This is a genomic window from Algoriphagus jejuensis (genome assembly GCF_039523455.1).
In the GTDB taxonomy this organism is placed as follows: domain Bacteria; phylum Bacteroidota; class Bacteroidia; order Cytophagales; family Cyclobacteriaceae; genus Algoriphagus; species Algoriphagus jejuensis.
In genome coordinates, this window is sequence record NZ_BAAAFI010000049.1 from 255340 (window position 1) to 279672 (window position 24333).

At 45.8% G+C, this 24333-nt stretch carries 15 protein-coding genes; 11 read left to right on the plus strand and 4 right to left on the minus strand.

Annotated features, from left to right (window positions below):
- Positions 1 to 4: 4 nt before the first annotated feature.
- From ABD031_RS22085 to ABD031_RS22120, 8 genes are all read left to right on the plus strand, one after another.
- Positions 5 to 1591, plus strand: a complete 1587-nt coding sequence (locus ABD031_RS22085; protein ID WP_343855211.1) for a heparinase II/III domain-containing protein — start codon at positions 5 to 7, stop codon at positions 1589 to 1591.
- Positions 1588 to 2799, plus strand: coding sequence for a glycosyltransferase family 4 protein (locus tag ABD031_RS22090; RefSeq protein ID WP_343855214.1), 1212 nt, complete (start codon positions 1588 to 1590; stop codon positions 2797 to 2799). Before ABD031_RS22085 ends, ABD031_RS22090 begins: the two co-directional genes overlap by 4 nt.
- 109 nt (positions 2800 to 2908) lie before the next feature.
- Positions 2909 to 4003 (plus strand): non-hydrolyzing UDP-N-acetylglucosamine 2-epimerase, encoded by a 1095-nt coding sequence (gene wecB, locus ABD031_RS22095; RefSeq protein WP_343855215.1) that lies wholly within the window; start codon positions 2909 to 2911, stop codon positions 4001 to 4003.
- Positions 4000 to 5667 carry a capsule assembly Wzi family protein gene (locus tag ABD031_RS22100; RefSeq protein ID WP_343855216.1) on the plus strand — a complete coding sequence of 556 codons (1668 nt, stop codon included), beginning with the start codon at positions 4000 to 4002 and terminating at the stop codon, positions 5665 to 5667. Before wecB ends, ABD031_RS22100 begins: the two co-directional genes overlap by 4 nt.
- Before the next feature lie 595 nt (positions 5668 to 6262).
- Complete coding sequence (locus ABD031_RS22105) at positions 6263 to 7420, plus strand: glycosyltransferase family 4 protein (RefSeq protein WP_343855218.1); 1158 nt, start codon at positions 6263 to 6265, stop codon at positions 7418 to 7420.
- Between the two features lie 132 nt (positions 7421 to 7552).
- The gene (locus tag ABD031_RS22110; RefSeq protein ID WP_343855220.1) at positions 7553 to 8689 is read left to right on the plus strand and encodes a DegT/DnrJ/EryC1/StrS family aminotransferase; all 1137 of its coding nucleotides are present in this window, start codon (positions 7553 to 7555) and stop codon (positions 8687 to 8689) included.
- A 1-nt stretch (position 8690) separates the two neighbouring features.
- The gene (locus ABD031_RS22115; protein ID WP_343855221.1) at positions 8691 to 9308 is read left to right on the plus strand and encodes a sugar transferase; all 618 of its coding nucleotides are present in this window, start codon (positions 8691 to 8693) and stop codon (positions 9306 to 9308) included.
- A 269-nt stretch (positions 9309 to 9577) separates the two neighbouring features.
- The gene (locus ABD031_RS22120; protein WP_343855223.1) at positions 9578 to 11488 is read left to right on the plus strand and encodes a polysaccharide biosynthesis protein; all 1911 of its coding nucleotides are present in this window, start codon (positions 9578 to 9580) and stop codon (positions 11486 to 11488) included.
- A 143-nt stretch (positions 11489 to 11631) separates the two neighbouring features.
- Here the strand turns inward: ABD031_RS22120 and ABD031_RS22125 are convergent, their stop codons facing one another.
- From ABD031_RS22125 to ABD031_RS22140, 4 genes are read right to left on the minus strand one after another with little or no spacing between them, the layout of a single operon-like run.
- Entirely contained in the window at positions 11632 to 12372 is a 741-nt protein-coding gene (locus ABD031_RS22125; protein ID WP_343855224.1) for a sugar isomerase domain-containing protein, read from the minus strand.
- A gap of 21 nt (positions 12373 to 12393) precedes the next feature.
- Positions 12394 to 14508 carry a c-type cytochrome domain-containing protein gene (locus ABD031_RS22130; protein ID WP_343855225.1) on the minus strand — a complete coding sequence of 705 codons (2115 nt, stop codon included), beginning with the start codon at positions 14506 to 14508 and terminating at the stop codon, positions 12394 to 12396.
- A gap of 9 nt (positions 14509 to 14517) precedes the next feature.
- Positions 14518 to 15972 (minus strand): DUF1501 domain-containing protein, encoded by a 1455-nt coding sequence (locus tag ABD031_RS22135; RefSeq protein ID WP_343855226.1) that lies wholly within the window; start codon positions 15970 to 15972, stop codon positions 14518 to 14520.
- A gap of 1 nt (position 15973) precedes the next feature.
- Positions 15974 to 18280 (minus strand): PSD1 and planctomycete cytochrome C domain-containing protein, encoded by a 2307-nt coding sequence (locus tag ABD031_RS22140; protein WP_343855227.1) that lies wholly within the window; start codon positions 18278 to 18280, stop codon positions 15974 to 15976.
- 403 nt (positions 18281 to 18683) lie between these two features.
- Here ABD031_RS22140 and ABD031_RS22145 point away from each other — a divergent pair, with 403 nt between their 5' ends.
- The 3 genes from ABD031_RS22145 to ABD031_RS22155 are packed head-to-tail and all read left to right on the plus strand — an operon-like array spanning position 18684 to position 24273.
- Positions 18684 to 21305, plus strand: coding sequence for a TonB-dependent receptor (locus ABD031_RS22145; RefSeq protein ID WP_343855228.1), 2622 nt, complete (start codon positions 18684 to 18686; stop codon positions 21303 to 21305).
- Positions 21302 to 22357 (plus strand): DUF4249 family protein, encoded by a 1056-nt coding sequence (locus tag ABD031_RS22150; RefSeq protein ID WP_343855229.1) that lies wholly within the window; start codon positions 21302 to 21304, stop codon positions 22355 to 22357. Before ABD031_RS22145 ends, ABD031_RS22150 begins: the two co-directional genes overlap by 4 nt.
- Entirely contained in the window at positions 22354 to 24273 is a 1920-nt protein-coding gene (locus ABD031_RS22155; protein ID WP_343855231.1) for a hypothetical protein, read from the plus strand. Before ABD031_RS22150 ends, ABD031_RS22155 begins: the two co-directional genes overlap by 4 nt.
- Positions 24274 to 24333 lie beyond the last annotated feature (60 nt).

The window sequence follows — 24333 nt, forward strand, 5'->3', positions numbered from 1 at the left end:
TATTTTGATTTCTAAACTTGCTACGCTCTTCCACACCCTATCTTATTTAAGGCCCATTCAAGGGGTTTATCAAGTGATGAATAGAGTATTAAGGGTTGGGACACTATCCTCCTTTAAACTGACTTCTGATTCTGGTAAGAAACTTGATTTTTTTTCAATACCATCTGTTAATCAGATATTAAGCGTTGAGTCCAATCTACTCAAATTTGAATTTCTAAATCTTCGTAAGACTTTCCCGTTTGATTCAATAGACTGGAACGACCAATCTCATGGAAAGCTCTGGAATTATAATCTTCAATACCTTGATTATTTGAAGCAGGAAGATATTTCTCTCGAGGTGAAGATCACACTCGTCAAAGATCTGTATTCTTGGCTTTGGAACGGTAAACTTCCTCTCGAACCTTACCCGGTTTCACTGCGAGTGATGAATATGATCCGTTTTTTGAATTCTGATCAGCTTTCGGAGGATGATTTGGCGTTTTTAAGATCCTATATTTTTGCAGAGGTAAATTATCTCTCGCAAAATTTGGAATACCACATCCTTGCAAATCATCTATTGGAGAATGCATTCGCACTATGGATGGGCGCTACCTACTTTGGAGAGAAAGGATGGTTAATTAAAGCTGAAAAGTTGCTTAGATCGGAGTTAAAAGAACAGATCCTCCCAGATGGGGCACATTATGAGTTGGCACCGATGTACCATCAGATTATTCTTTATAGAGTGATGGAGGCCTATTACTTGACTTCTGAAGATCATTCTTTGAAGTCTTTTTTGAAGCAAACCGGTAATTTGATGCTGGGCTGGCTTGCGCAGATGTCCTTTGCCAATGGGACACTTCCCCATTTTAATGATACTACTGAGGACATTGCCCTTCCTCCATCAGAGCTTTTGGAATTAGGTGAATCCATAGGATTGGTTCCGGAATTTAGGGAACTCAAAGACTCGGGGTATCGGATATTGCAATCTGCTGACCTCAAATTGGTCGCCGATGTAGAGGGAATAAAGCCAAGCTATCAACCAGGACACGCCCATGCTGACACGTTTTCTTTCGTGCTTCATCAAGGTTCCATACCGGTGATAGTAGACCCTGGTATCTCGACTTACAACATCTCGAAACGTAGAAACTGGGAGAGATCTACAGTTGCACACAATACCCTTACGATAGACCGGCAAAATTCATCTCAGGTGTGGTCAGGCTTCAGAGTGGGCAGGCGTGCAAAAGTGAAAATGTTGGCCGATGGTGAGAATTTCTACTCAGCTCAACATGATGGTTTTGGAAAACAGATTCATAACCGAATTTTTGAGATGACAGAAACTGGATTTAGAATTACTGACAAAGTTAGAAACCGAAGATCTGAAGCTCTTTTAGAAGTGAGGTTTTATCTTCACCCTGATGTTCAAGTAAGAATGGTCGATGATTTGTGTGTTAAGCTCAACAATCAAATTTCCTTGGCTTTCAAGGGAGCATCTAAGATCGGTTTAGAAGATTACGAATTCTGTTTAGGCTATAATAGATTGAAACAATCCAAGGTTCTTTTAGTGAATATTCATGAGGATCAGTTGGTTACCCTCATAACAACAAATCAATGAGAATTCTATTTATAACGGACAATTTTCCCCCAGAAGGAAATGCGCCTGCGAACCGGACGTATGAGCATTGCCTTGAATGGGTTAAGTCCGGACATGAAGTGACTGTGATCACTTGTGCTCCAAATTTCCCAAAAGGGGAAGTCTTTGATGGATACAGCAATTCTTGGAAAACTGAAGAAAACATTGGTGGAATCAGGGTGATACGGGTCATGTCTTATATCACCTCCAATGAGGGTACATTCAGGAGAATTCTTGATTATATCAGCTTCGGCTTAACTTCTTTTATCCATGGGTTATTTATAAAGACTGATATTATTATAGGTACCTCACCGCAATTTTTTACTGCGACGTCGGCTTGGCAGCTAAGTTTTTTTAAGCGGAAAAAATGGATCATGGAAGTTCGGGATCTCTGGCCTGAGTCAATTGTGGCAGTTGGGGCGATGCAGAATCGGAGTGTTATCGGATTTTTGGAATGGATTGAGATGAAGATGTATCGGTCCGCAGACAGGATAGTGGTCGTAACCGACGCGTTTAAGACTAAAATCAGCGCTCGTGGAATAAATTCTGAAAAGATAATTGTTCATAAGAATGGGGTGGATCTATCCAAATATTTTCCCGGAACCAAACCACAATATCTGGTAGATTCGCTTGGACTACAAGGTAAATTTATCCTGGCTTATATCGGGACGCATGGGATGGCCCATGGGCTGGATTTTGTTTTGGATCAGGCAATTGAATTGGAAAAGCACTATCCAGACGTACATTTTTTGTTTATGGGAGATGGGGCAAACAAGGCGAACTTGATCAAGCGTTCCCATGATGCAAATATCAATAACGTGACTTTCTTGGATTCGGTGCCCAAAGACAAGGTAATAGATTACCTGCATCTGATGGACGTAGCGCTGGTAAATTTGAAGAAGTCTGATACGTTCTCCACGGTAATACCTTCAAAAATTTTCGAAACGGCGGCTGTCCAAAAGCCGATTATGTTAGGTCTTGTTGGGGAAACGAAAGGGATAATCGAAGAATACGGAGCCGGAGTTTGTTTTGAGCCAGAGAATGCTATTGAGTTTCGAAGAGCTTTAGAAATTTTATATGATTCGAGAAACGATCTGTCAAAGTATAAGGAAGGATGCAAAAGATTGGCATCTGATTTTGAACGTAAAAAGATTGCCAGAGAGATGCTAGACACTATTGAATCAATATAGTTTTCTATTTTTTGAACATCTTGTAAAATTTTAAGCCCTGAAGCTATTCAAGTAGTTCAGTCATTTTAATAGAGTATTTTCAAATAAATATACAAACCAAATAGGACATATGATTAATCTTACCATAGTTGCGGGAGCAAGACCGAATTTCATGAAGATTGCCCCAATCATTCATGAGATCCAAAAGCAGAAAAATGCCGGAGTAGCGATCGATTTTAGATTGGTGCATACCGGGCAGCATTATGATAAGAAAATGTCTGGGGATTTCTTTACTGAATTAAATATTCCGGACCCTAATGCCAATTTGGGTGGGGGAGGAGGTACTCAGGCAGAGCAGACTGCTTCTATTATGGTAGCCTTTGAAAGAGAATTACTGGAAAACAGGCCTGATTTGGTTATCGTAGTAGGTGATGTGACGAGTACACTCGCTTGCTCCATTGCTGCCAAAAAACTTCAGATCGACGTTGCACACGTTGAGGGAGGAATTCGCTCCGGGGATTTGTCGATGCCGGAGGAGATTAATCGGATGGTAACGGATAGTATTACAGATCACTTCTTTACAACTTCTGAGATCGCCAATACCAATCTAAGAAATGCCGGTGTCGCTGAAGGACGAATTCACTTCGTAGGAAATACCATGATCGATACTTTGATGGCTAATCAGGATAGATTGATAAAGCCGGAAGGTGATATCTATGATACGCTTGAGCCACAAAAATATGTTGTGATGACCATGCACCGTCCTGCAAATGTGGATGAGGAATCCAAGTTGAAGGCATTGATCGAGGCGATAGTGAATGGAGTTGAAAACATGCCAATTATCTTCCCGGTACATCCTCGCACTGCCAAGATTCTGGAGACCATGGGAATAGAATATCCAAATCTGCATTACTCCGCTCCCTTATCTTATCTGGAGTTTAATTATCTGGTAAAGAATGCAAAAGGAGTCATTACCGATTCCGGTGGAATTACCGAGGAGGCTTCTGTGATGAATGTGCCCTGCATCACGTTAAGGGACAATACCGAGCGGGCTGAGACCATTCATTTAGGCACCAATGAGCTGATCGGCACTAATCCTGTAAATGTGCCACCGGCACTTGCAAAACTGATGGGAGGCAACTGGAAGCAATATCAGGGTATTCCGCTATGGGACGGAAAGACTTCTGAACGAATCATAGCTGCGATTATTTCGCTGTATTTATGAGGAAAATAGGCTTACTTACTTTTTTCACTTCGTTCTTTTTCGCACAGTTTGCTGCTTCCCAGTCCTTACCATCCAATTTCCCGGTTTTAGAAGAAAACCTTCGAAGGAATCAACTCCTAGACACGTTACCCAGTAACGTGTCTTTTTTGTTGAAGCCTATCTTGGCAGACTCAAGCACCTATCCACTTTCCGATAACTTGATTGATTCAGAGTTGTCAATCCGGCTCACTCCCATAATCAATACGACCCGAGTGTCTACTAAGCGTCCTTATGCTTGGGGTGACTATGGGATGATTCCGAATCCCGGTTTTCAGACTTATTTTTCCGGAGGCGTGGAGATGAAGTACAAATTTATCAACCTGACCTTTAGACCTGAATTGGTCATCGCCCAAAACAAAGGTTTTTTTACGGGCCTCGATGAGATGTCAAACTCTGAAATTCGAGACAGATTTTTTTTCTGGAATAATGGTGATTTTCCAGAGCGCTTTGGTAAAACTTGGATAGCGAATCCCTGGTGGGGACAGTCCAAACTTACGGTTCAATACGGTGCTTTTGAGATTGGAGGTTCTACTCAAAATATTTGGTGGGGTCCGGGTCAGTTTAATGCCTTGACTTATTCCAACAATGCCCAAGGATTTCCGCATCTGAGCCTAAATACGATTAAACCAGCGAGGACCTTGATAGGTAACTTTGAGGGACAGATTATTATGGGGCGACTGGAAAACTCCGGTTTGGCTCCATCTCAAGAGCAAGCATTGGATGACTTGTATTTTAGACCATTCACAGGAGACTGGAGATATACTAATGCGATTACTATATCTTGGAATCCGAAGTGGGTCAAAGGCTTTTTCTTGGGATTTTCCAGAACGTTTCAACAATATGATGCAAATCGAGGAAATGAATTCCTGGATTGGTTCCCGATCTTTGAAGGCCTTCAAAAGAAGAACTTTTTTGAAGATGGAAACACAGTTGACTTTGATGCAAATGGAAGAGATCAGACGATCACATTTTTTGGCCGGGTGGCAATACCAAAGAGCAAATCGGAGTTATATTTTGAATTAGGAAGACGTGATCATGCGTATAATTGGAGAGATTATATTTTGAACCCCGATCATGCAAGGGCCTATATACTGGGTTTCGTCCAACTGTTTGATTTGCCGCAGTCAGGAAGAATGATTCAAGTTCGTGGAGAGATGACTCAACAACAGGAATCGGTTAATCGATACATTAGATATTTGGGAGTAAAAGGAGGACTAACCTGGCATACGCACACAAGAGCTAGAGGATTCGTTAACTATGGGCAACCCTTGGGAGTAGGAATAGGGGTAGGTTCTAACGTACAGACGATGGAATTTGCTTTGGTGGATGGGCTTGATAAAATCGGAGTGTCGTTTGAGCGTTTGGCAAACAACCAGGATTTTTACTACAAGGCTCAGCTGCAGGAAACTGAGCGTAAACCCTGGATCGATCTTTCCCTTGGCTTCTTGTATGACAAGAAATTTGAGAACCTCTTAGTCAGCTCCAAGCTGCAAGTGATTCACGCAAAAAACTATCAATGGCAGTTGGATCCAGCCAGCACCGCGGAGTTCCCAAAGGGGGAGAACCTGACTAGTATGCTTGCGCAGGTGAGCTTGATTTATTTTTGGAAGCAGAACGAAAACTAAACGATTTTTTTCACCGCAACGCCGCAAAGGTCCCGAAGTTTGGCAGGGAATTTTTGATACCAAGTCCGTAGCATTTCAATTGTTAGAAGTCCCCGCATCTGGGCACTGCCAAGCTTTTCGCGCTTTTCACCTTCTATATTATATGAAAATCTATAGCGGAGGGCTCAAGGATTAGGTTTTGACTTGGTTAGAGTGCTCGGTTTTTGAAACCTGTGAGGTTTCGTCCTTTACAGCCGAATTGACGGAGCGGATTTTTATTTGTAAACACTTAATCAACTCTATTTTCTCCAATGCATAGATTTTTCGAACGTCCGTTAAATTGGGTGTTTTGGGGTAAGTGTTTCCTCAACTTGTGGCTTTCTCACTTCAGCTTTTTTTTTATTTAAAGCGTGAGTTAAACTATCACGTACAAAAGCAACTGTCTACATAAGAAATAACGCTTTTGTAAACACAATTTATGAGTTTTGACACTACTTTTTCTGGTTTGTTAATTTACGGCTAAATCGTCTTAATAATTATTTTATTTACAATTAGTAGGTATAATAATTGTTGAATCGTAAATTCGCACCGGCTTAGGCTCTTAAACCAAACATCTATGTATTTTCTTTTAGCTGCACTTACCGCTTTTTCAGTTGGCTTGTTAGTCACACCCGTCGTAATTTCCGTTTTGAAGAAAGCCAAGATCGGAGATATTCCCGGCGGACGTAAGATCCATAAGAAGGTAACTCCTTCCATGGGTGGGATTGGATTCGTGATCGCGACTTTTGTAGCCCTGGGCATTTGGGGCTGGCAGTTTCCTGTTCCGGATATCCGATATTTGCTTGGCGCCATTGCGCTGATGTTTTTCGTCGGCCTGAGAGATGATATGGTTGAACTGAAGGCGAAGCATAAAATCTTGGGCCAATGTGTCGCGGTACTTCTCGTCATTTTCGCCGGAGATATCCGGATCAGCAACTTTCATGGATTTTTAGGCCTTTATGAAATCCCACTTATCGTAAGCTATTTATTCAGTGCGTTTGTATTGCTCGCTTTGACCAATGCCTTTAACTTGATAGACGGACTAGACGGCCTCGCGGGGACGGTTGCGTGCATCTCTTTGGGTATGCTAGGAGCGTGGTTCTACATACAAGGGCTTGACAGCTTTGCAGTGCTTAGCTTTACTTTGTTGGGAAGCGTTCTAGCCTTTCTGATATTCAATTGGGCTCCTGCAAAAATATTCATGGGTGATACCGGATCGCTAACCTTAGGCTTTGCCTTGGGGAGTTTGGTGGTCGCATTTATCGGTCAGAATGCTGCATTGCCACAGGGCACTTTTCTCAAACTAGAGCCATCTTTTACCGCCGGTGTGGTACTGATGATCTACCCACTCTATGATATGGCACGCATATTTGCCAAAAGGATCTCTCAGGGTCGTCCTCCCATGTCTGCAGACAAGAGCCATATCCACCATTTTCTGATGCGAATGGGCATGAAACATAGTCAAGTAGCCTTGATTTTGGGCTTTTTGCAGTTTACCCTTATTTGCTTGGTCTTTTCCTTAGGAAGTTTTTCAGATAATATAGTGCTGCCAATTTTATCGGCAATCGTATTAACTCTTGGGTATCTGATGGAACGGGTCACCGTGAAGTTTGTAAAGAAGAAAGTGCATAAATTGCCTAGAATACTGGAAAGCAGGCCATTGCATGCAATTCCATCCGGTAGACTCCGATTGGACAAGCAGTCTGTAGAATCAGGAAGTATGAATATGAATTAAGTTCACCCTTTTCAACGTCGTAAAAAAGAGCCCTAAAGAGGGCTTTTTTTGGTTTTTGCTCATTTTTGTTGGTTTGGATTTCGGAGTAATGTAGTAAGTTTAAAACATTCTAGACCACCTCCTGCCTATTTCATGGCCGATACAATCCCGCTTTCCTTTCCTGTCTTTGACGGCAAGGAAAATTTCTATTTACAAAAAGCCCTTTCCTCAGGACTTTTAGCCACAAATGGCGAGTTTATAGGATTGTTCGAATCTAATCTGTCCATGAGAATGAAATCACACCAAGCTGTGGTTTTAAATTCTGGGACTTCGGCCTTGCATCTGGCGCTTGTCCTTCTCGGCGTCAGTCCTGGTGATGAGGTAATTTGTCAATCCTTTACTTTTTGCGCTTCGGCTAACCCAATTGTTTATTTAGGAGCAAAACCGGTGTTTGTGGATAGTGAGAGTGATACTTGGAACATCTCGCCGGAACTACTAGAGGATGCGATCTTGAGCAGACTTGCTTTGGGAAGAAAGCCCAAAGCGATCGTGGTTGTTCATCTTTTTGGGATGCCCGCCAAGATGATGGAAATCAATGCGATCTCAGAGAAGTATGAGATTCCCGTCTTGGAAGACGCCGCTGAAGCTTTGGGCAGCACCTACCATGGTCAGCCCTGTGGGACGCTGGGATCGATTGGTATTTTCTCGTTTAACGGCAACAAGATCATTTCCACGGGTGGTGGGGGAGCATTGATCTCCGATGATACCCAAACGATCAGTAAAGCCAAATACTTGTCGACTCAAGCGAGAGAAGAGCTGCCCTACTATCAGCATCTGGAAATCGGGTACAACTACCGCATGAATAATCTTGCCGCCGGGATTGGTATTGCGCAATTGGAAAGGCTAGACGATTTTGTCTGCAAACGAAGACAGATTAATCAGAGGTATCGAGCTCATCTTGAAGAGTTTCCCGGTATCGCTTTCCAGCCTGAGCAGGCCGGGTCTTCTTCGAACTTCTGGCTGAGTACAATCCTGATCGATGAAAATCTAACCGGGATTTCTAATAAAGAACTTCGAAAGGTCTTGGATGAGGAAGGTATAGAAACCCGATTCTTGTGGAAGCCCCTTCACTTGCAGCCGATTTACCGCGATGCCCCATTCTACGGAGGAAATGTCGCTGAAGCGTTGTTTTCGAAAGGTCTTTGCCTTCCCAGCTCTACAAGTCTCAATCCGGAGGATCAGGAGAGAATTGTCCATATTATAGAAAATGCGCTAAGTAAAGCATCCTAAGATGAAGTACAGGGATTTGGGAAAAAGGGTCTTAGACCTGATCTTGGCAACGATAATGTTTATGATTATTCTACCTGTTTTCTTGGTTTTGCTGGTACTTCTTTCCATTCATTTCAAGGGGAATCCATTTTTTTTTCAAGAAAGACCGGGCAAAAATGAAAGTCTGTTTAAGATCATTAAGTTTAAAACGATGAATGATAGGAGAGAGCAGAATGGGCTCTTGGCCTCAGATGATAAGAGAATTACTGCGTTCGGAAAAATCGTGCGAAAATCCTCCCTTGATGAAATACCCCAGCTGCTTAACGTAATTAAGGGTGATATGAGCCTTGTTGGACCGAGGCCACTTTTGGTGGAATACCTTCCGCTTTATAATGAAGTTCAAGCCCGAAGGCATGACATCAAACCGGGTGTCACGGGCTGGGCGCAGATCAACGGAAGAAATGCCATTAGTTGGGAGCGGAAGTTTGATTTTGATGTTTGGTACGTCGGTCACATTTCGCTGGGATTGGATTTGAAGATCTTGTTTCAAACGAGTTGGAATGTGCTGAGATGTAAGGGAGTCAGTCAACAGGGCCATGTGACGGTTGGGAAATTTACCGGAAGCAGTCCAATGCCGTAATTGAGTTGGAAATTAAGCCTCTGATTTTCGATTAGATTAGCCAGATTGAGGAACATCACTTAATTTAAGGGGATTTGTTAGCGGGCGTGGTAGAGGTTATGTAGTCGACCAGAGGCGGGAACAGGAAACTCGATGGAAAGACTTGGATCGCACGTCTCTATGACAGACAGATTTAGAAAAAGCTGGAAGCTGAAGAAGAGTTTGCCGGGACAATTCGAATATATCGCTTTGGCTTTGCCTGAAATGGAATATCTACACCTGTTGAAACCATGAAAAAATTATCTAGGTTGAAGATCCTTCCGAGATGGATTATAGCCACACTCGATCTATTGATACTTTTCCAATCGGCGTTTTTTGGATATTTGGTTCGATTTAATTTCGATCTAGATCCTGTCGAACAGCAAGATGTATTGTTGGGGAGCCTCACCTTTACCATTAGTGGTCTGTTTGTCATGCAGGGTACAAGAAGTTGGAGGGGGATTGTGCGACATACAGGTTTTCAGGACGGGGCAAACCTTTTGAAGACGATAGTTTTAAATTTTTTCATTATCCTATTTTTGAATTTTTTTCTGGGAATTTTCTACAACGACACCTACTTACTTCCCACTTCTGTATTGATCATTGCCAGCCTATCCGCAATGTTCATTTTGATCTTTTATCGCTTGCTGGTCAAAGAGCTTTTTGTGTACCTAAAGGGAGGTGTGACTTCAACCGAAATTCGGAATGGAGTGATCTTTGGAGCCGGTGAAGCCGGTATTATTGCTCAAAAAACGATAAAAAGCGATGGGCAATGTAGAATGGATATCGTCGCTTTTTTGGACGACGATTCAAAAAAAGAAGGCAACTATATCGGTGGCAAACGTATCTATAATGGAATCGAAGCACTCGAAAAACTGACACAAATTTACGGAGTAACAGAGCTGATCATCGGAGTTCGTGACCTCTCTGTCACTCGCAAAAATGAGATTATTGACGAATGTCTGAGGCTGAATGTTGCGGTGTCCGTGGTTCCGCCTGTAGAGCAATGGATTGACGGAAGTCTCACTGCCGGAGCAATTCGAGAGGTCAAAATCGAGGATCTGTTGAGCCGTGAACCAATCATCCTGGATAACCCACAGATCGAACACGATCTGAAGGGAAAGGTGGTATTGGTAACCGGGGCCGGCGGATCTATTGGTTCTGAGCTTTGTAGCCAAATATCCCACTACCAGCCCAAGCTTATTATCCTATTGGACATTGCTGAATCCTCGCTATACGAAATAGAACAGGAATTCAGAGAGTTGCGTCCATCATCTGCGATCAAAGTCATATTGGGTGATGTGAGAAATACAAAGAAGATGAAGGAAGTCTTCAGGGAATTCAAGCCTGAGGTGGTATTTCATGCAGCTGCTTACAAGCATGTACCGATGATGGAGAGATATCCCGAGGAAGCCATTCACTCCAACGTCATCGGAACGAAGATTTTGGCGGATTTGTCTGTTTTGACCAAGGTTGAGAAATTCGTATTCGTGTCTACAGACAAGGCGGTAAACCCGACGAATGTAATGGGAGCTGCCAAAAGGGCTGCAGAAATTTACGTACAAGCGCTGAATCAATACCTAGAGGCTAACCATAAAACAGGCCATACCCGATTTATCACCACACGATTTGGAAATGTGTTGGGCTCAAACGGTTCTGTGATCCCTCGTTTTAAAAGACAGATCCTAGAGGGGGGCCCGATTACCGTCACTCATCCGGAAATCACGCGCTATTTTATGACCATCCCGGAGGCCTGTCAATTGGTATTGGAGGCAGCAGTAATGGGGAGCGGAGGTGAAATCTTTGTGTTTGATATGGGGCAACCGGTGAGGATCTTGGATTTGGCAGAAAAGATGATTCGGCTTTCCGGTAAGAAAGTAGGAACTGATATCAAGATTCAGTTTAGTGGTTTGAGGGAAGGGGAGAAGCTTTTCGAAGAACTACTGAATGATTTTGAGACGGTCAAGATCACGCACCATCCTAAAATCAAGATCGCTCAGATGTTGCCCTCCTCTTTTCATCGAATAGAAGGTCAAATAGAATTGTTCCAGGAGATGATCGGGAAAAACAACGAAATCGATCTGGTTAGGCATTTAAAGGTTATGGTGCCAGAGTTCATTTCCAATTCCTCTAGGTTTGAGGTGTTGGATAGATTGAATTGATAAAATGATACAAAGGCTATTTTTCCGTTCTGTTAAAACCACGTCACGGAAAATCTCCCGAATTAATAATCTACTGATATAGCTTTTAAAAGCCCTTGCCGATCACTCAGCAAGGGCTTTTGGTATTTTAGAAATCGCAAGAATTACAGCATTGGGATATCAGCCTTGTATTTGCTGATCAAGCTGTCGTTGTGCGATCCACCTACATCTGAATTAGAGCTATTGAATACTTCTGGCACTACACCGTTTTCAAGCGCCATGGCCGCGGCCTGCACCATAATCGCATTGAGCAAAGCAGCTCCGACGACGGTGGACGTAGCACCCACGTTGGTATGTAGTCCGTCGAGATCTATAGCTGCGTCTCCGATTTCCCCAAAGGTGTCCAAGAAGATATCGCTCACCTGAAACAATTTCAAGCCGGATGAATGCCTTGAGTCCACAGATTTGCTGTGTGCATAGTTGGTAATCACGATGACCTTTGCTCCGTGCTCTTGTGCGATTTGTGCCATCTCTACACTTACAGAATTTCTCCCTGAGTTGGAAGAAATAATGAACACGTCCTTGGAAGTGAGGGTGTAGGGCTGAAAGAGCTTTTTGGCGTAACCTTCGCGTCTTTCTACTTCGGTGCTTCCGGATGCATCCTCGTGGAGCATCAAGGCTGGGTCCAAGATCGGGATGACTCTTGCAAATCCGCCAGCCCGATAGAAGATCTCCTCTGCCAGCATGTGGGAATGGCCCGTTCCACTGGTGTAGATCCATCCGCCGTTTGCGATGGCATTCGCAATCCATCTTGAAGCGATTACAATTTCTTTTTCCTGCCGGAACGCCTTCTGAAGTTTCTCAAAGACGGTTTCTCTATAGCGTTTATACGGTTCTGAACTCATTTTATACTTTAGGGTGATTGGCTAATTAAGTAATATTTCATCGACAAATACCCACCCTTTTGCTCCGGCACCGGGGTGCCAGGCAGGTAGCTTTGAAATAGGTCTCAGCCTGATTTTGACCTTGTCAAAATCTGTTTCCGGGAGCGGAAACGTCAACATCCCAAATCTGACTTCTTCAATTTTCGTAGACTGGGCGTTGTCAGTGTTTGGTAGTTTCTGCCAGCCCTGCTGATTTCCTGTCCAAATCTCCACATTTTCTGGAGGAAAGATGTAGGCGATCTCGTTTAGAAGTAAACTGATGCTAATCTCATTTGGACTAGTATTTTCAGCAATAAAAATCTCCAGCTCCATGGAGGTGTCCTTGAAGCCGAGCCAATTTCCGGATCCATGTCCGGTTTTTCCTTTTATTCCGTCGAAAAGAGACGCCGCACCCTTAGCCTTATACTTGGTGTTTGGCTCAAAAGCCAAACGGTAGGACTCGGGTTGAATGCCTGACTTGAACAACAAGTCTGAAACGGTCAAACTCCCCGTCCAGTCAGCGGCGAAGGCTTTGGCACGGATCTGAGCGGTTTTTTTGAGCCAGATCGGAGCGGTGTAAACGGGACTGGAAATGCTGTCCGGCTCCGTTCCGTCCAGAGTATACCTGATTTCGGCGGTACGGATCGGATGCGAAAGCACCAACTCCATGGAATCTTGGAAGAGCTCCTTATCGAAAGTGATCTTAGGTGGATTGAGCGCGTAGATGATTCCCTTTCCGTCAAATCCGAAGTCAATATGCGCTGTGGTCAGCGCTTTGCGGAGATTTTCTTTGGACGATTCGTCCAATCCGGAGTTCCAAAGAAATATTTTTTTGACTTGCGTCAATTTTTCCAGGACTGAAACAGCCTCAGCGCCAAGACTATTTCCGGAAATAGCCAGATTTCTCAGGTTTTCCAAACCTTCCAAGTTGGATAGTTGATTGGGTGTGACCCCTGTAAAGTTCATTTGCAATTCTTCCAAATTCTGGAAGTCACGGAGAAAGCTCAGGTCCACAGACTCCAATGGCATTCGATTGAGGTTCATTTTTACCACTTGCTCCTTGATACTTTTCAGGTCTTTGAGCGAAGTGGGATCAAAAGCAGAAGTGCCGTAGTAGGCGACTTCGAGTGCAGGAGAACCGGGGAAAACCGGATTGACCTTACGGAAGAAATTATTCAGCTCCGAAATGTCTGAGTCAGACGCTGCGTCAAAGGTGTAGGATTTCTGATTGGAAAACTTGTTGGAAGCCAGCTGGAAAAGTGGTTCTTCTGACTCGAGCTCGGTGACTTTTTGCTCAAAAGAACTCCCTGATTCTACCCAAAGCTGGAGGATTTCCAGTTCCTCATCGGTCAACTGTGCCTTGTTTTTTGGAGGCATATGCTCCTTGGAATCTTCCGGAAGATGGATCCGCTGGATTAGGAGAGATTCCTTCAAATCTCCGGGGACGACAAATGGGCCGTTCTTCCCACCTTTTTGCAAACCAGCCAGATCGTCCATCCGAAGTTCGCCTTTTACCTTACCTTCTTTGTGGCAGGAAATGCACTTGGCTTCCAAGATTGGTTTTACCATGTGCTGGAATACCTCGGCGTCATCCAAAGCGACAAATTCTTCTTCATTGGATTGAATCGGTGTCAAAAGGAAATTTTCTCCATGAGTCAAATCTGCTCCGAAATGCCCGGTAAGAACGATCGCGACGGCAAGCGCTCCGGTGGAAATCTTCAGAAAACTCGACGATTTGTCTCTGTAAAAGTAGATCAACACCGACAGGCCCAGGGAGGCCACGCCTAACCATTGGTGCCAAAACAGCATGGCTCCGTCATAGTCCTCGTTTGCCAAAAGCAATCCTGCAAGGACAGTCAATCCGGTAAGATTCGCTCCTAAGAGCAAGACCCAGGTACCGATTTCTTTGATTTTCTCGTCTTTGATCCACAGCATCGCCACCGCCATCAGCAGAAGGACGATCGGGAAATGCAAAATCAAAGGGTGGGCTCTCCCCAAAACTTGCAGCAGCGAAGGGATATTCAGGCTATCTCCAGCCAAACTCAACACCAAGGCAAGGCCAAGCCAGAAGAAAAGCAGGTTTTCTAGAATCGGTATTATCCGGGATACTTTGGGCATAATTGGAAATTAAGCAATCAGGTCTTTTACTACTTTACCGTGCACATCTGTGAGGCGATACCTTCTTCCGAGGTGTTTATAGATGAGTTTTTCGTGGTCGATTCCCATCAGGTGCATGACCGTGGCTTGGAAATCGTGGACGTGAACCGGGTTTTCGGTGATGTTGTAGCCGAAGTCGTCGGTCTCTCCATAAACCATTCCTGACTTCACGCCGCCACCGGCCATGAAGATGGAGAAGGCCCGTGGGTGGTGATCTCTGCCGTAGTTTTCTGGGAGTATCTTGCCCTGGCAATAGTTGGTTCTGCCAAACTCGCCGCCCCAGATGATGAGTGTTTCATCGAGTAATCCACGCTGTTTCAGATCCGTGATCAATCCGGCTGTGGCTTGGTCGACATCCTTTGCCTGACCGATCATCTGATTCGGTAAGTTGTCATGGGCATCCCATCCCTGATGGTAAAGTTGGACGAAGCGGACACCATTTTCGGAGAGCTTTCTAGCCAAGAGGCAATTGGCGGCGTAGGTTCCCGGCACCAAACAATCCGGTCCGTAGAGCTTTACGACGCTGTCGGGTTCTTTAGACGTATCGGTGATTTCGGGCACAGCGGTTTGCATGCGAAAGGCCATCTCGTACTGTTGTACTTTCGCTGTGATCGAAGGATCGTTGAATTCCTGATAGTTCAACTCATTCATCGCAGCGATCTGATCGATCATCTTGCGACGCTGATCCCGGCTCATTCCGTCTGGATCAGAGAGGTAGAGCACAGGATCTTCGGAATTGGAAAACTGAACTCCCTGGTGCGTCGCATCCAGAAATCCGTTGCTCCAGAGTTTGGAATAGACACCTTGCCCATTTCCTTTGCCCCGGCTAAGAAGCACACAGAAGGCGGGAAGATTGGCGTTTTCACTGCCCAAGCCGTAGCTCAGCCACGAACCCATGCTGGGACGATTGCCGACTTGAGCTCCAGTCTGGAAAAAGGTCAAAGCCGGATCGTGGTTAATCGCCTCGGTATGCATGGATTTGACGATCAACAGATCATCCACCACGCTGGAGATATGGGGAAAAAGGGAGGAGATCCAAGCCCTGCTTTCTCCATATTGGTTAAAGCCAAAATACGAGCCAACCAGCGGAAAAGACGTTTGTCCTGCGGTCATTCCCGTCAACCGCTGCCCGGCTCTGATGGAGTCGGGAAGTTCCTGTCCAAAGTTTTTGGTCAACAGCGGCTTGTAGTCGAAGGTCTCCAATTGGGAGGGAGCTCCGTTTTGGAAGAGGTAGATGATCCGCTTCGCTTTAGGGGCGAAATGTGGCAAAGCACGCATCAGGCCATCTTCGGCCTCCTGTTTTCCAGAAAACAAATCCGGAACCAACAACGAACCCAAAGCCACACTTCCTATTCCCAGACTCAATCGGGAAAGAAACTTCCTTCTGTTGTGATTCAGCCCCTGCTCTAATAGTTCCTTTTCCATCTCAGCTTTTGGTTATTGTTTCTTCCAAATTATACAAACTCACGATGACCTGCATCAAGGCTGCATTTTCGGGAGTGATCGCTTTTTCGTTCATCGGGTATTCCCCGACATCCAGTGCTTTCTTGGTGTTTTCTGGATTTGCTTTGAAGTCTTCCAATTCAGCTTGGTAATAATCCCACAAGAGCTCTTTCTCCTCCGATTTCATTTCCCGACACACAATGCGTTTGAAAGCTTGGGCGATGGCTTCTTCCCCTTCGTACGTCTCAGAAAGCTTGGTCGCCAAAACTCTTGAGGCCTCTAATACCATCGGATCATTCATCATGAGCAGCGCCTGAAGCGGAGTATTCGTCCTGTTTCGGGTGATCTCGCAGCGATCTCGGTTGCTGGAGTCGAAGATGATCGCTTTGGGAGGAGGCACAGTCAGTTTGATAAAGTTGTAAATGCCTCGGCGGTAGAGTTTGTCGCCTGAGTCTTGGATATAAGTCGCCAAGGTGCCGCGCCCTGAGGTGGCTGCTTCCCAAAGTCCGGAAGGTTGATAAGGCTTGACACTTGGGCCACCGATCTCGCCATGAAGGAGTCCACTGCTTGCCAGAACCAAATCCTGGATGTTTTCCGCAGGAAGTCTCAGACGAGGAGCACGCGCCAAGTAGAGATTGTCTGGGTCGATATTCATATGGTCTTTGCCAATGGCCGCCGATTGGCGATAAGTGGACGACATCAGGATCTGCTTCAGGAGACGCTTGATGTCCCAGCCGTTTTCCATGAAGTCGGCCGCAAGCCAATTGAGCAGATCGGGATGTGTGGGCAAGTCTCCCTGCATACCGAAATCGCCGGCAGACTTGACGATTCCTTTGCCGAAGATTTCCTGCCAAATCAGGTTGACAAAAACTCTTGAAGTAAGTGGATTGTTTCGATCAGTCGCCCACTTGGCCAAACCCAGTCGGTTTTTCTCCAGATTGTCGGGGAATTCAAAGATGGACGCAGGCGTGGATACATCCACTGAATCGGCCGGAGCGTCGTAAACACCGCGATCCAGAATGTAGGTCGTGCGCTTCACTTCGTTTTCTCCCATCACCGAGACACTGAGTTTGGTGGTATCTGAGTGATTGATGAACGTCAGGATGCTGTCCAGGTCATTTCGCTCGATCCAGAGGATTGGGGTTTTGGCGGGTTTTGATTGGCTCACATCGCCCTCGAAGCCCTTTTCTTTCGAGTTGTTGAAAAAGGCAAAGAGTTCGTAATATTCTTTCTGCGAAAAGGGATCATACTTATGGTCGTGGCACTGGGCGCATTCCATCGTAATTCCCAAGATGCCTTTGCTGAATGTGTTGGTTTTGTCCAGCACATATTCGATCCGATATTCTTCGGGAATAATCCCGCCCTCTTCGGTGTATTTATGATTTCTGTTGAAAGCGGTGGCCAAGATCTGTTCTTTGGTGGCATAGGGTAGGAGGTCACCGGCAAGCTGCCATGTCAGGAATTGATCGTAAGGCAGGTTATTGTTGAAGGCATGGATCACCCAATCGCGATACGGCCACTGAGATCGGACTTCGTCGTCCTGATACCCATAGCTGTCGGCATATCGGGATATATCCATCCACAGCACCCCGAGTTTTTCGCCAAAAGCCGGCTGCGCCAGCAGTTCATCCAACAATTTTTCGTATGTATTTTCTCCTGAAAATTCCGCGTATTTGTCCAACATCGCCGGAGTAGGGGGCAGGCCAGCCAGATCCAAACTTGCCCGCTTGATGAGTTCATGTGGCTTGGCTTCCGGATTGGGTTCCAGTTTTTTTGATGCCATTTTCCGATAAGTAAAGGCGTCGATCTCGTTGGTTCCCCATTCTGTTTTTGGTACAGCCGGTTTTTCAACTTTTAGGAAAGCCCAATGTGGTTCATATTTGGCACCTTGTTCGATCCACTTTTTAAGGAGACTGATTTCCTCGGTTGTAAGCTTCAAGTTGGACTCTGGTGGCGGCATCAGCTCTCCGGGATCCTCGGAAATGATGCGGTGGTAAACGGCCGACTCCTCGGGCTTACCTGCGACCAGCGCAAACATGCCGGGGCTTTCCTTCAGACCCTTGAAAGCACCTTCTTCGGTATCCAACCGTAGGTCAGCTTCCCGCTTGTTGGCATCGGGGCCGTGGCAAGCAAAGCATTTATCAGAAAGGATAGGTCGAATATGGAAATTGTAGCTAACCTGGCCGCTGCCGGTCAGATCAATGGAATTGGACTCGTTTTGTCCGCAACTCCATAGGCCACTCATCGACGCCAGAATTCCGAGGCGTAAAATGGATTTTCGGAGATTCATTTTGGGAAAATATTGTATGGAGCGAAAAAGTTACTGAAAAATTTTAATAAAGTTGTAAGACTTCGGGAAAATACCGACGTCGCTAACGTCTATTTTTAGAAGCGGTGATCCCTCAGGGTTTTTCCGGTTTTGGATAGCCGGATTCTCTTAAAAATAACCGAACTGGTTTGGTGAATATGTTTTCCCGAAGTTGGTGTTCGACCTAGTTTGCTTCTGCTTTTTGATAAATATCAATCAAACAAAAAGGCGCCCTGAGAAGCTTTTCTTGGGTATTTGAGAAGTTCTATTTTGATAGGTGAAAAACTACCATTTGAATGGAATAATTACCAATTCTCAACAAATTCTCATCCCACATCAAAAACATTAGGCAGATTTGCAAAGCCAACTCTACTACCGAATTTGAATGAAAGCATTCTTTGCATTAATAGGCTGTTTTTTACTTTATGCCACAGCCTCGGCCCAAACGGATGCTGATGCCAACATTTTGGCACAAAAGCTGGAGCGCTATTTTCAGATGACCGGACAGCGCATCCTGATCCTCGACAGCGACATCGCAGAGCTCAACACCCTCAGTGGGGATGACTTACAAAATCTCCCTGCCGCCCTGACCGAAGGCAGCTCCTACGCCTTTTATACTTTCCAGGGAAAATATGTGGTCATCTACCCAGCCTATCTCAGGGATCGATACCGATCGACAGCCAATTCCAGCACACAGAGTGCTCAGAAAGGAATGTTTTCTGTAGCCGGGAAGATCAAGGACAACGAGATGAAGACCTTTCTGCCGGGCGCGCTTTTTTCCATTCCACAACTGGAACTGTCGGCGCAGGCTAACAACAAAGGGGAGTTTTCACTGCAAGTGCCTGAGGGAACCTATATCGGATATTTCAGCTCGATGGGAAAACAGACTGAGCAGAAGATTCTTAAGATCTATCGGGATCAGGAGTTGGACGTGACGCTGTATGAGTCGATCAGTGAATTGGACCTGGTGACTGTGACCGATCGGGCGATCGATGCCAATGTGATGAGCACCCTTCCCGGAGCTACCCGTATGCCGATGGAGGAGCTAAAGCTTCTGCCTCCTTTGCTCGGGGAGGTGGATGTGGTCAAAAGTATGCTTCTGTTGCCTGGCGTTTCTACAGTTGGAGAGGGTGCTTCAGGATTCAATGTCCGTGGTGGGGGCGTGGATCAAAACCTCATCTTGATGGACGGCACACCGGTTTTCAATCCTTCCCACATGTTTGGCTTTTTCAGTATTTTCAATCAGGATGCCGTCAGTGACGCGACATTTTACAAAGGCGACATTCCAGCACAATATGGAGGCAGGCTCAGCTCGGTGCTGGACATCAAAACCCAAGCAGGTAGTGCTGAACAATGGTCGTTAAACGGCGGTGTGGGATTTCTGTCTAGTAGACTGGGTGTAAATGGTCCGATGGGTGACAAGACTCAGGTGATGGCTACTGTCCGTACGGCCTATCCGACTTGGGTATTGAAAAAGATCCCAAACAGCAGCGTTAATGCAAGCAGTACCAATTTTATTGATGGGAATTTAAGAATCGATCATCAGCTTAATGCACGAAATAGCTTGGTCGCAAGCGGCTACACGAGTTCGGACTACTTCCGGTTCGGTGCGGATACCGCCTATACCTGGCAGACCAATCTGGCGAGCTTAAAATGGAAGGCCTATTTGGGAGAGTCCTTTGGTACTGAGGTCAATCTAACCTATTCGGGATATCGCTATTCCGTGGTAGGAGAGGGCAGACCGCTGGACTTTGAACTGCGTTCCACGATTGACAATATCGGCTTGCAGCAGCAGTTTGAATGGTCGGGTGAAAAGTTCGAAGGCCTACAGTTTGGTTATCAGCTCAATTCCTATCAAATGGGAATGGGTGATTTGAAAGGCACTTCGGAGGAAAGTGTGATTGACCCGAAACAGGTTCAGGACGAGCAGGGGGTCGAGGGCGCACTGTTTATGCAGTTGCCTTGGAAAATCAGTGACCGCCTGCAGGGACAATTGGGCTTGAGGTATTCCCATTTTGCGGCTTTGGGGCCAAAGGATGTTTACATCTACGAACCGGATGTGCAGATGGAACCCGAAACGATTATTGATACGGTCCGCTATGGTTCCGGCGATGTGATCCAATCCTATGGAGGGATTGAACCCAGATTTACGCTGCGATACGCATTCACCGAGGATTTTTCAATCAAAGCTTCTGTCAATCGCAGCATCCAGTATCTGCATCTCCTGACGAATAATTTCGCTGCGGCGCCAGTTGATCTTTGGAAGTTGAGCGACAGCTACATCCAGCCTCAAAAGGCCTGGCAATACGCAGTCGGACTGTATCGCAACCTCAACCAAAACAAGATCGAAACTTCTCTGGAGGTGTATTATAAGGATATGCCGAGCATTGTCGAATACCGCGACGGTGCGCAGCTTTTTCTTAACCCGACCTTGGAGACTGATCTGGTCATGGGCACCGGCTATGCCTATGGAACTGAGTTTTTGATCAGAAAAAACTCTGGTAAACTCAACGGTTGGGTGTCTTATACCTTCAGCCGTACGCTCCGTCAGGTGGTGCCGGAGTATGGTGATCCGATCAACAAGGGGGAGTATTTCCCGGCAAACTGGGATCAACCGCATGATCTGACTTTGGTGGCGACTTGGCAGCCGGTGAAGCGGATGTCTTTCAATGCCACATTCAACTACCGAACCGGTAGGCCGATTACTCTTCCCAGTGGGATCTACGACATCGACGGAGAGATCGTGATCGATTACCAAGAGCGCAATCAGGCGCGGATTCCGGACTATCACCGCCTGGATTTGGGAGCGACATACTATTTCTACCAAAAGAAAAACAGCAATTATAAGAGTTACCTCACCTTCTCGTTTTACAACGTGTATTCCAGAAAGAATGCTTTCTCTTGGTTCTTTCAGCCGGGTCAAATGTCCGGAGTTCCAAAATCCTATCGCCTAGCGGTGATCGGAACTGTCATCCCTTCTGTTACCTATAACTTTACCTTCAAATGAAAAAAGCAGGAATTTGGCTCGTCTTTTTTTCTTTGACTTTGATCGCCTGCGTGGATGAGATTTACCTCGAAGTCCCCGCTGCTGAGTCCAATTTGGTCATAGATGCTTGGCTCGGTCCCTCGACTGACCAGTCTTACGTTCGGGTATATCGCTCGGCTCCCTTTCTCTCGGGCACCATCAACCCCAGCTATACCAAAGTACCGGTGGCTAGGATGTACTTCGAGGATGAAAGTGGCCAGAAGACGTACCTGTTCAATATTCCCGATACGACCTTGTTTTATCGGACCCAGCATTTCAAAGAGTTTGAAACCGGAAAAAAGTACCGATTGAACGTGTTGACCCGTACCGAGGAGGAATATCAATCTGACTGGGTCGTGATGCCGGAGCCTTCGGTAGTCGAGAAGATGGATGTTATCCCGCGAGAGAAGCCTGTAATCGTCTATTCTAGCGGAGTCCCACTTACAGTCAATGCCGTCGTAGCTGATCTCAATCTCAGCATCAGCAATCCATCTGGGGAAGAGGTGGGCTTTTTTATAGAAACCGATGGGATATCGGAGGTGTTTACCACTGGTGATTCTGAAAATTGTATATGCAACTGCTACAGGCCAGTGCCGGCGATGTACGGTGGCATGAATCTGGAGTCCAGCAAATACGAACAAGGCAATCGCTCCTCGGTGAAAGTAGGGGAGTTGAGCGTGACTTCCTTGGGGCGGTTTTACACGGAGTCGATTGTGAAAACTGTGTCTAGAGATAACTTGGGTTACCTAGAGCAAATCAATAAGCAGCAGCGAAGCACGGGAAGTATCTTTGACCCGGCCCCGTTCAAAATCAAGGGAAACATCAAAAGCCTCACCGAACCAGACAAAGAAGTTATGGGAAACTTCATGGTTTTTCAAGAAACGACTTTTTCGCAGATGCTTTACCGGGCAGAGATTTTTCGGCAAAACCCTCAAATGAACTTTGCCTTTGAGCCGACCCAACATGTAGGTTTCTATTGCGGAACCTACTACACTGATGCCTTGCCGTATACTCCTGAACCTTTTCAGCCATGAAATTCAAATCAGTCTTTTTGGCGTTAATCTGTTCGTTCTCGCTTTCTCAGTCTTTTGCTCAGAAAGTAGAAATGAAGGCGATGGAATTGGAAAATTTCATCCTGATCACTGATCGGGATTCCTACTTGACTGGAGACCGGGTTTGGTTCGCTGCCAAACTTCTCAAAAATCACGAAACCTATCGCTACAGCAAGCTTGCTTACATCTCGGTCTTAGACGCGGATGGAAGCCCGATCCACGAGGAAAAGATGCTGCTCACCGGTCAGGACATGATCTACGGAGATTTGTTCATTCCCGAGACTGCCCAATCCGGCGTGTTTACGATAGTCGTGTATTCCAAGTGGATGGCCAACTTCGAGGATTTTCCGGTTGCGAAGCGGGATTTTCTGGTGGTGAACCCAACTGCGCCGAGACCCAACGGTGAGCCCGCTTTGTTTTGGGAGCAAATTCCATTTGAAAACGCACCCGTCAGCATCTTCCACACTTCTGATCAGGCAGAAGTGATTGAGATCCAGGACAAATCTGGAAAAACTCTAGAAGTGATGGAGGCCGTCGCTCCTTTACAAAAGACGCTTTCCAAAGTGAAACCTTCAGAAGGCTACCGCCTGATCTTCAGGAATTCCGAACATATGATCGAAGCCAGTGAATGGTATTGGGATCCTGCCGACTTTTCCCTGACCTACAACTTGCCGGAAGGAGATTTCAAGGTCATCACCCATTCCGACTGGAATATGTTGGAGGAAGTAAAATTGGTCGCAGGAAAGTCGCTGCTCAACAAAAGCCTTTACACCAACCTAAATTCTTTCAAGATTTCTGTTGTCGATTCAAGCGGTGCGCTGGTTTGGAGCTATCAGGTACAACTTCCGGCTCGAAGTTCCGGTCAGTTGCAGCTCAGCTCCAGGGGTACGGCGGGGGAAGAGATGAAGCTTGATCTGCTTGGTTTCCCTTCTCAAATCAAAAACGGCTTTATTCTGGCAAGCGAGGTTTCGCACGTTCAGATCGCTGATTTGGTAGAGATACTCAACCATCCCAACTGGAAAAATCTAAGCCATGCGTCGAGTGACCCGAACCTGATATCGGCTTTGAGCAGAGAAGTGGAAAGCACATTGATGCTGAAGGATTACAGCCCAATGTTCGATTACAAGCTTTGGTCAGTGGCGATTTCCTCTCGATTTAAGAGTTCTGTAGATCCTGCTGGATTGAGTTTTACTTTTCCCCAGGAACTGCTACACTCTCAAATCGACCGTAGAATCTACCAAGACCATTTTGAAATTGTTGACGAGGTGGTAGAGCTGCAGTCTCCCTTCACGCCGGACAAAATTTACGATTTGGAAGACTATGAGGAGTTTCCAGACTTGGAGACTTTCATCAAGGAAACGGTACCTCAGATCCGATTGAAGAAAGTGAAGTCGGGAAACAGCAAGGAAGTATTTGTTGCAAATACAGACAATGAGCACGTGAAATTCAACAAGAAACCCTTGATCCTGATCGATTTTTATCGACCGGCTTCCATCGAGGAAGTATGGAATTTGGACATGGGTTACGTCGATCGGATTGAGGTCTATTACCATCGGTCAACTGTGGAGGCTACCAATTTGGGTGAATCGGTCGGCGACGGACTGGTCCTGATCTACACTAAAAACAACGGATATTTTCTGAAAGCCAATGCGCCGAAGGATCGATACTTCCTGTCAGATGTAAGTGTACCCCGCAGACCGGATTATTCAGGGAGAAATGCCAGCTTAGTGAGCGCTAATCCCCTCCAGTTTATGGATGCTGGGTTGGGCTTTGACCGAGGGAAAAGCAAGTTGGGAAGCCTGAAGTTTGACACCGCTGGCACTTGGCTGGTGCAGGCTTGGGTTTTCGGCAATTCGGACTTTGAGTGGATTCAGAAGAAGGTTCAAATTGATCCTTGAAATGAATACCTGCCGTCACCTGAAATTAAAAAAGCCACTCGAACGAGTGGCTTTTGCATT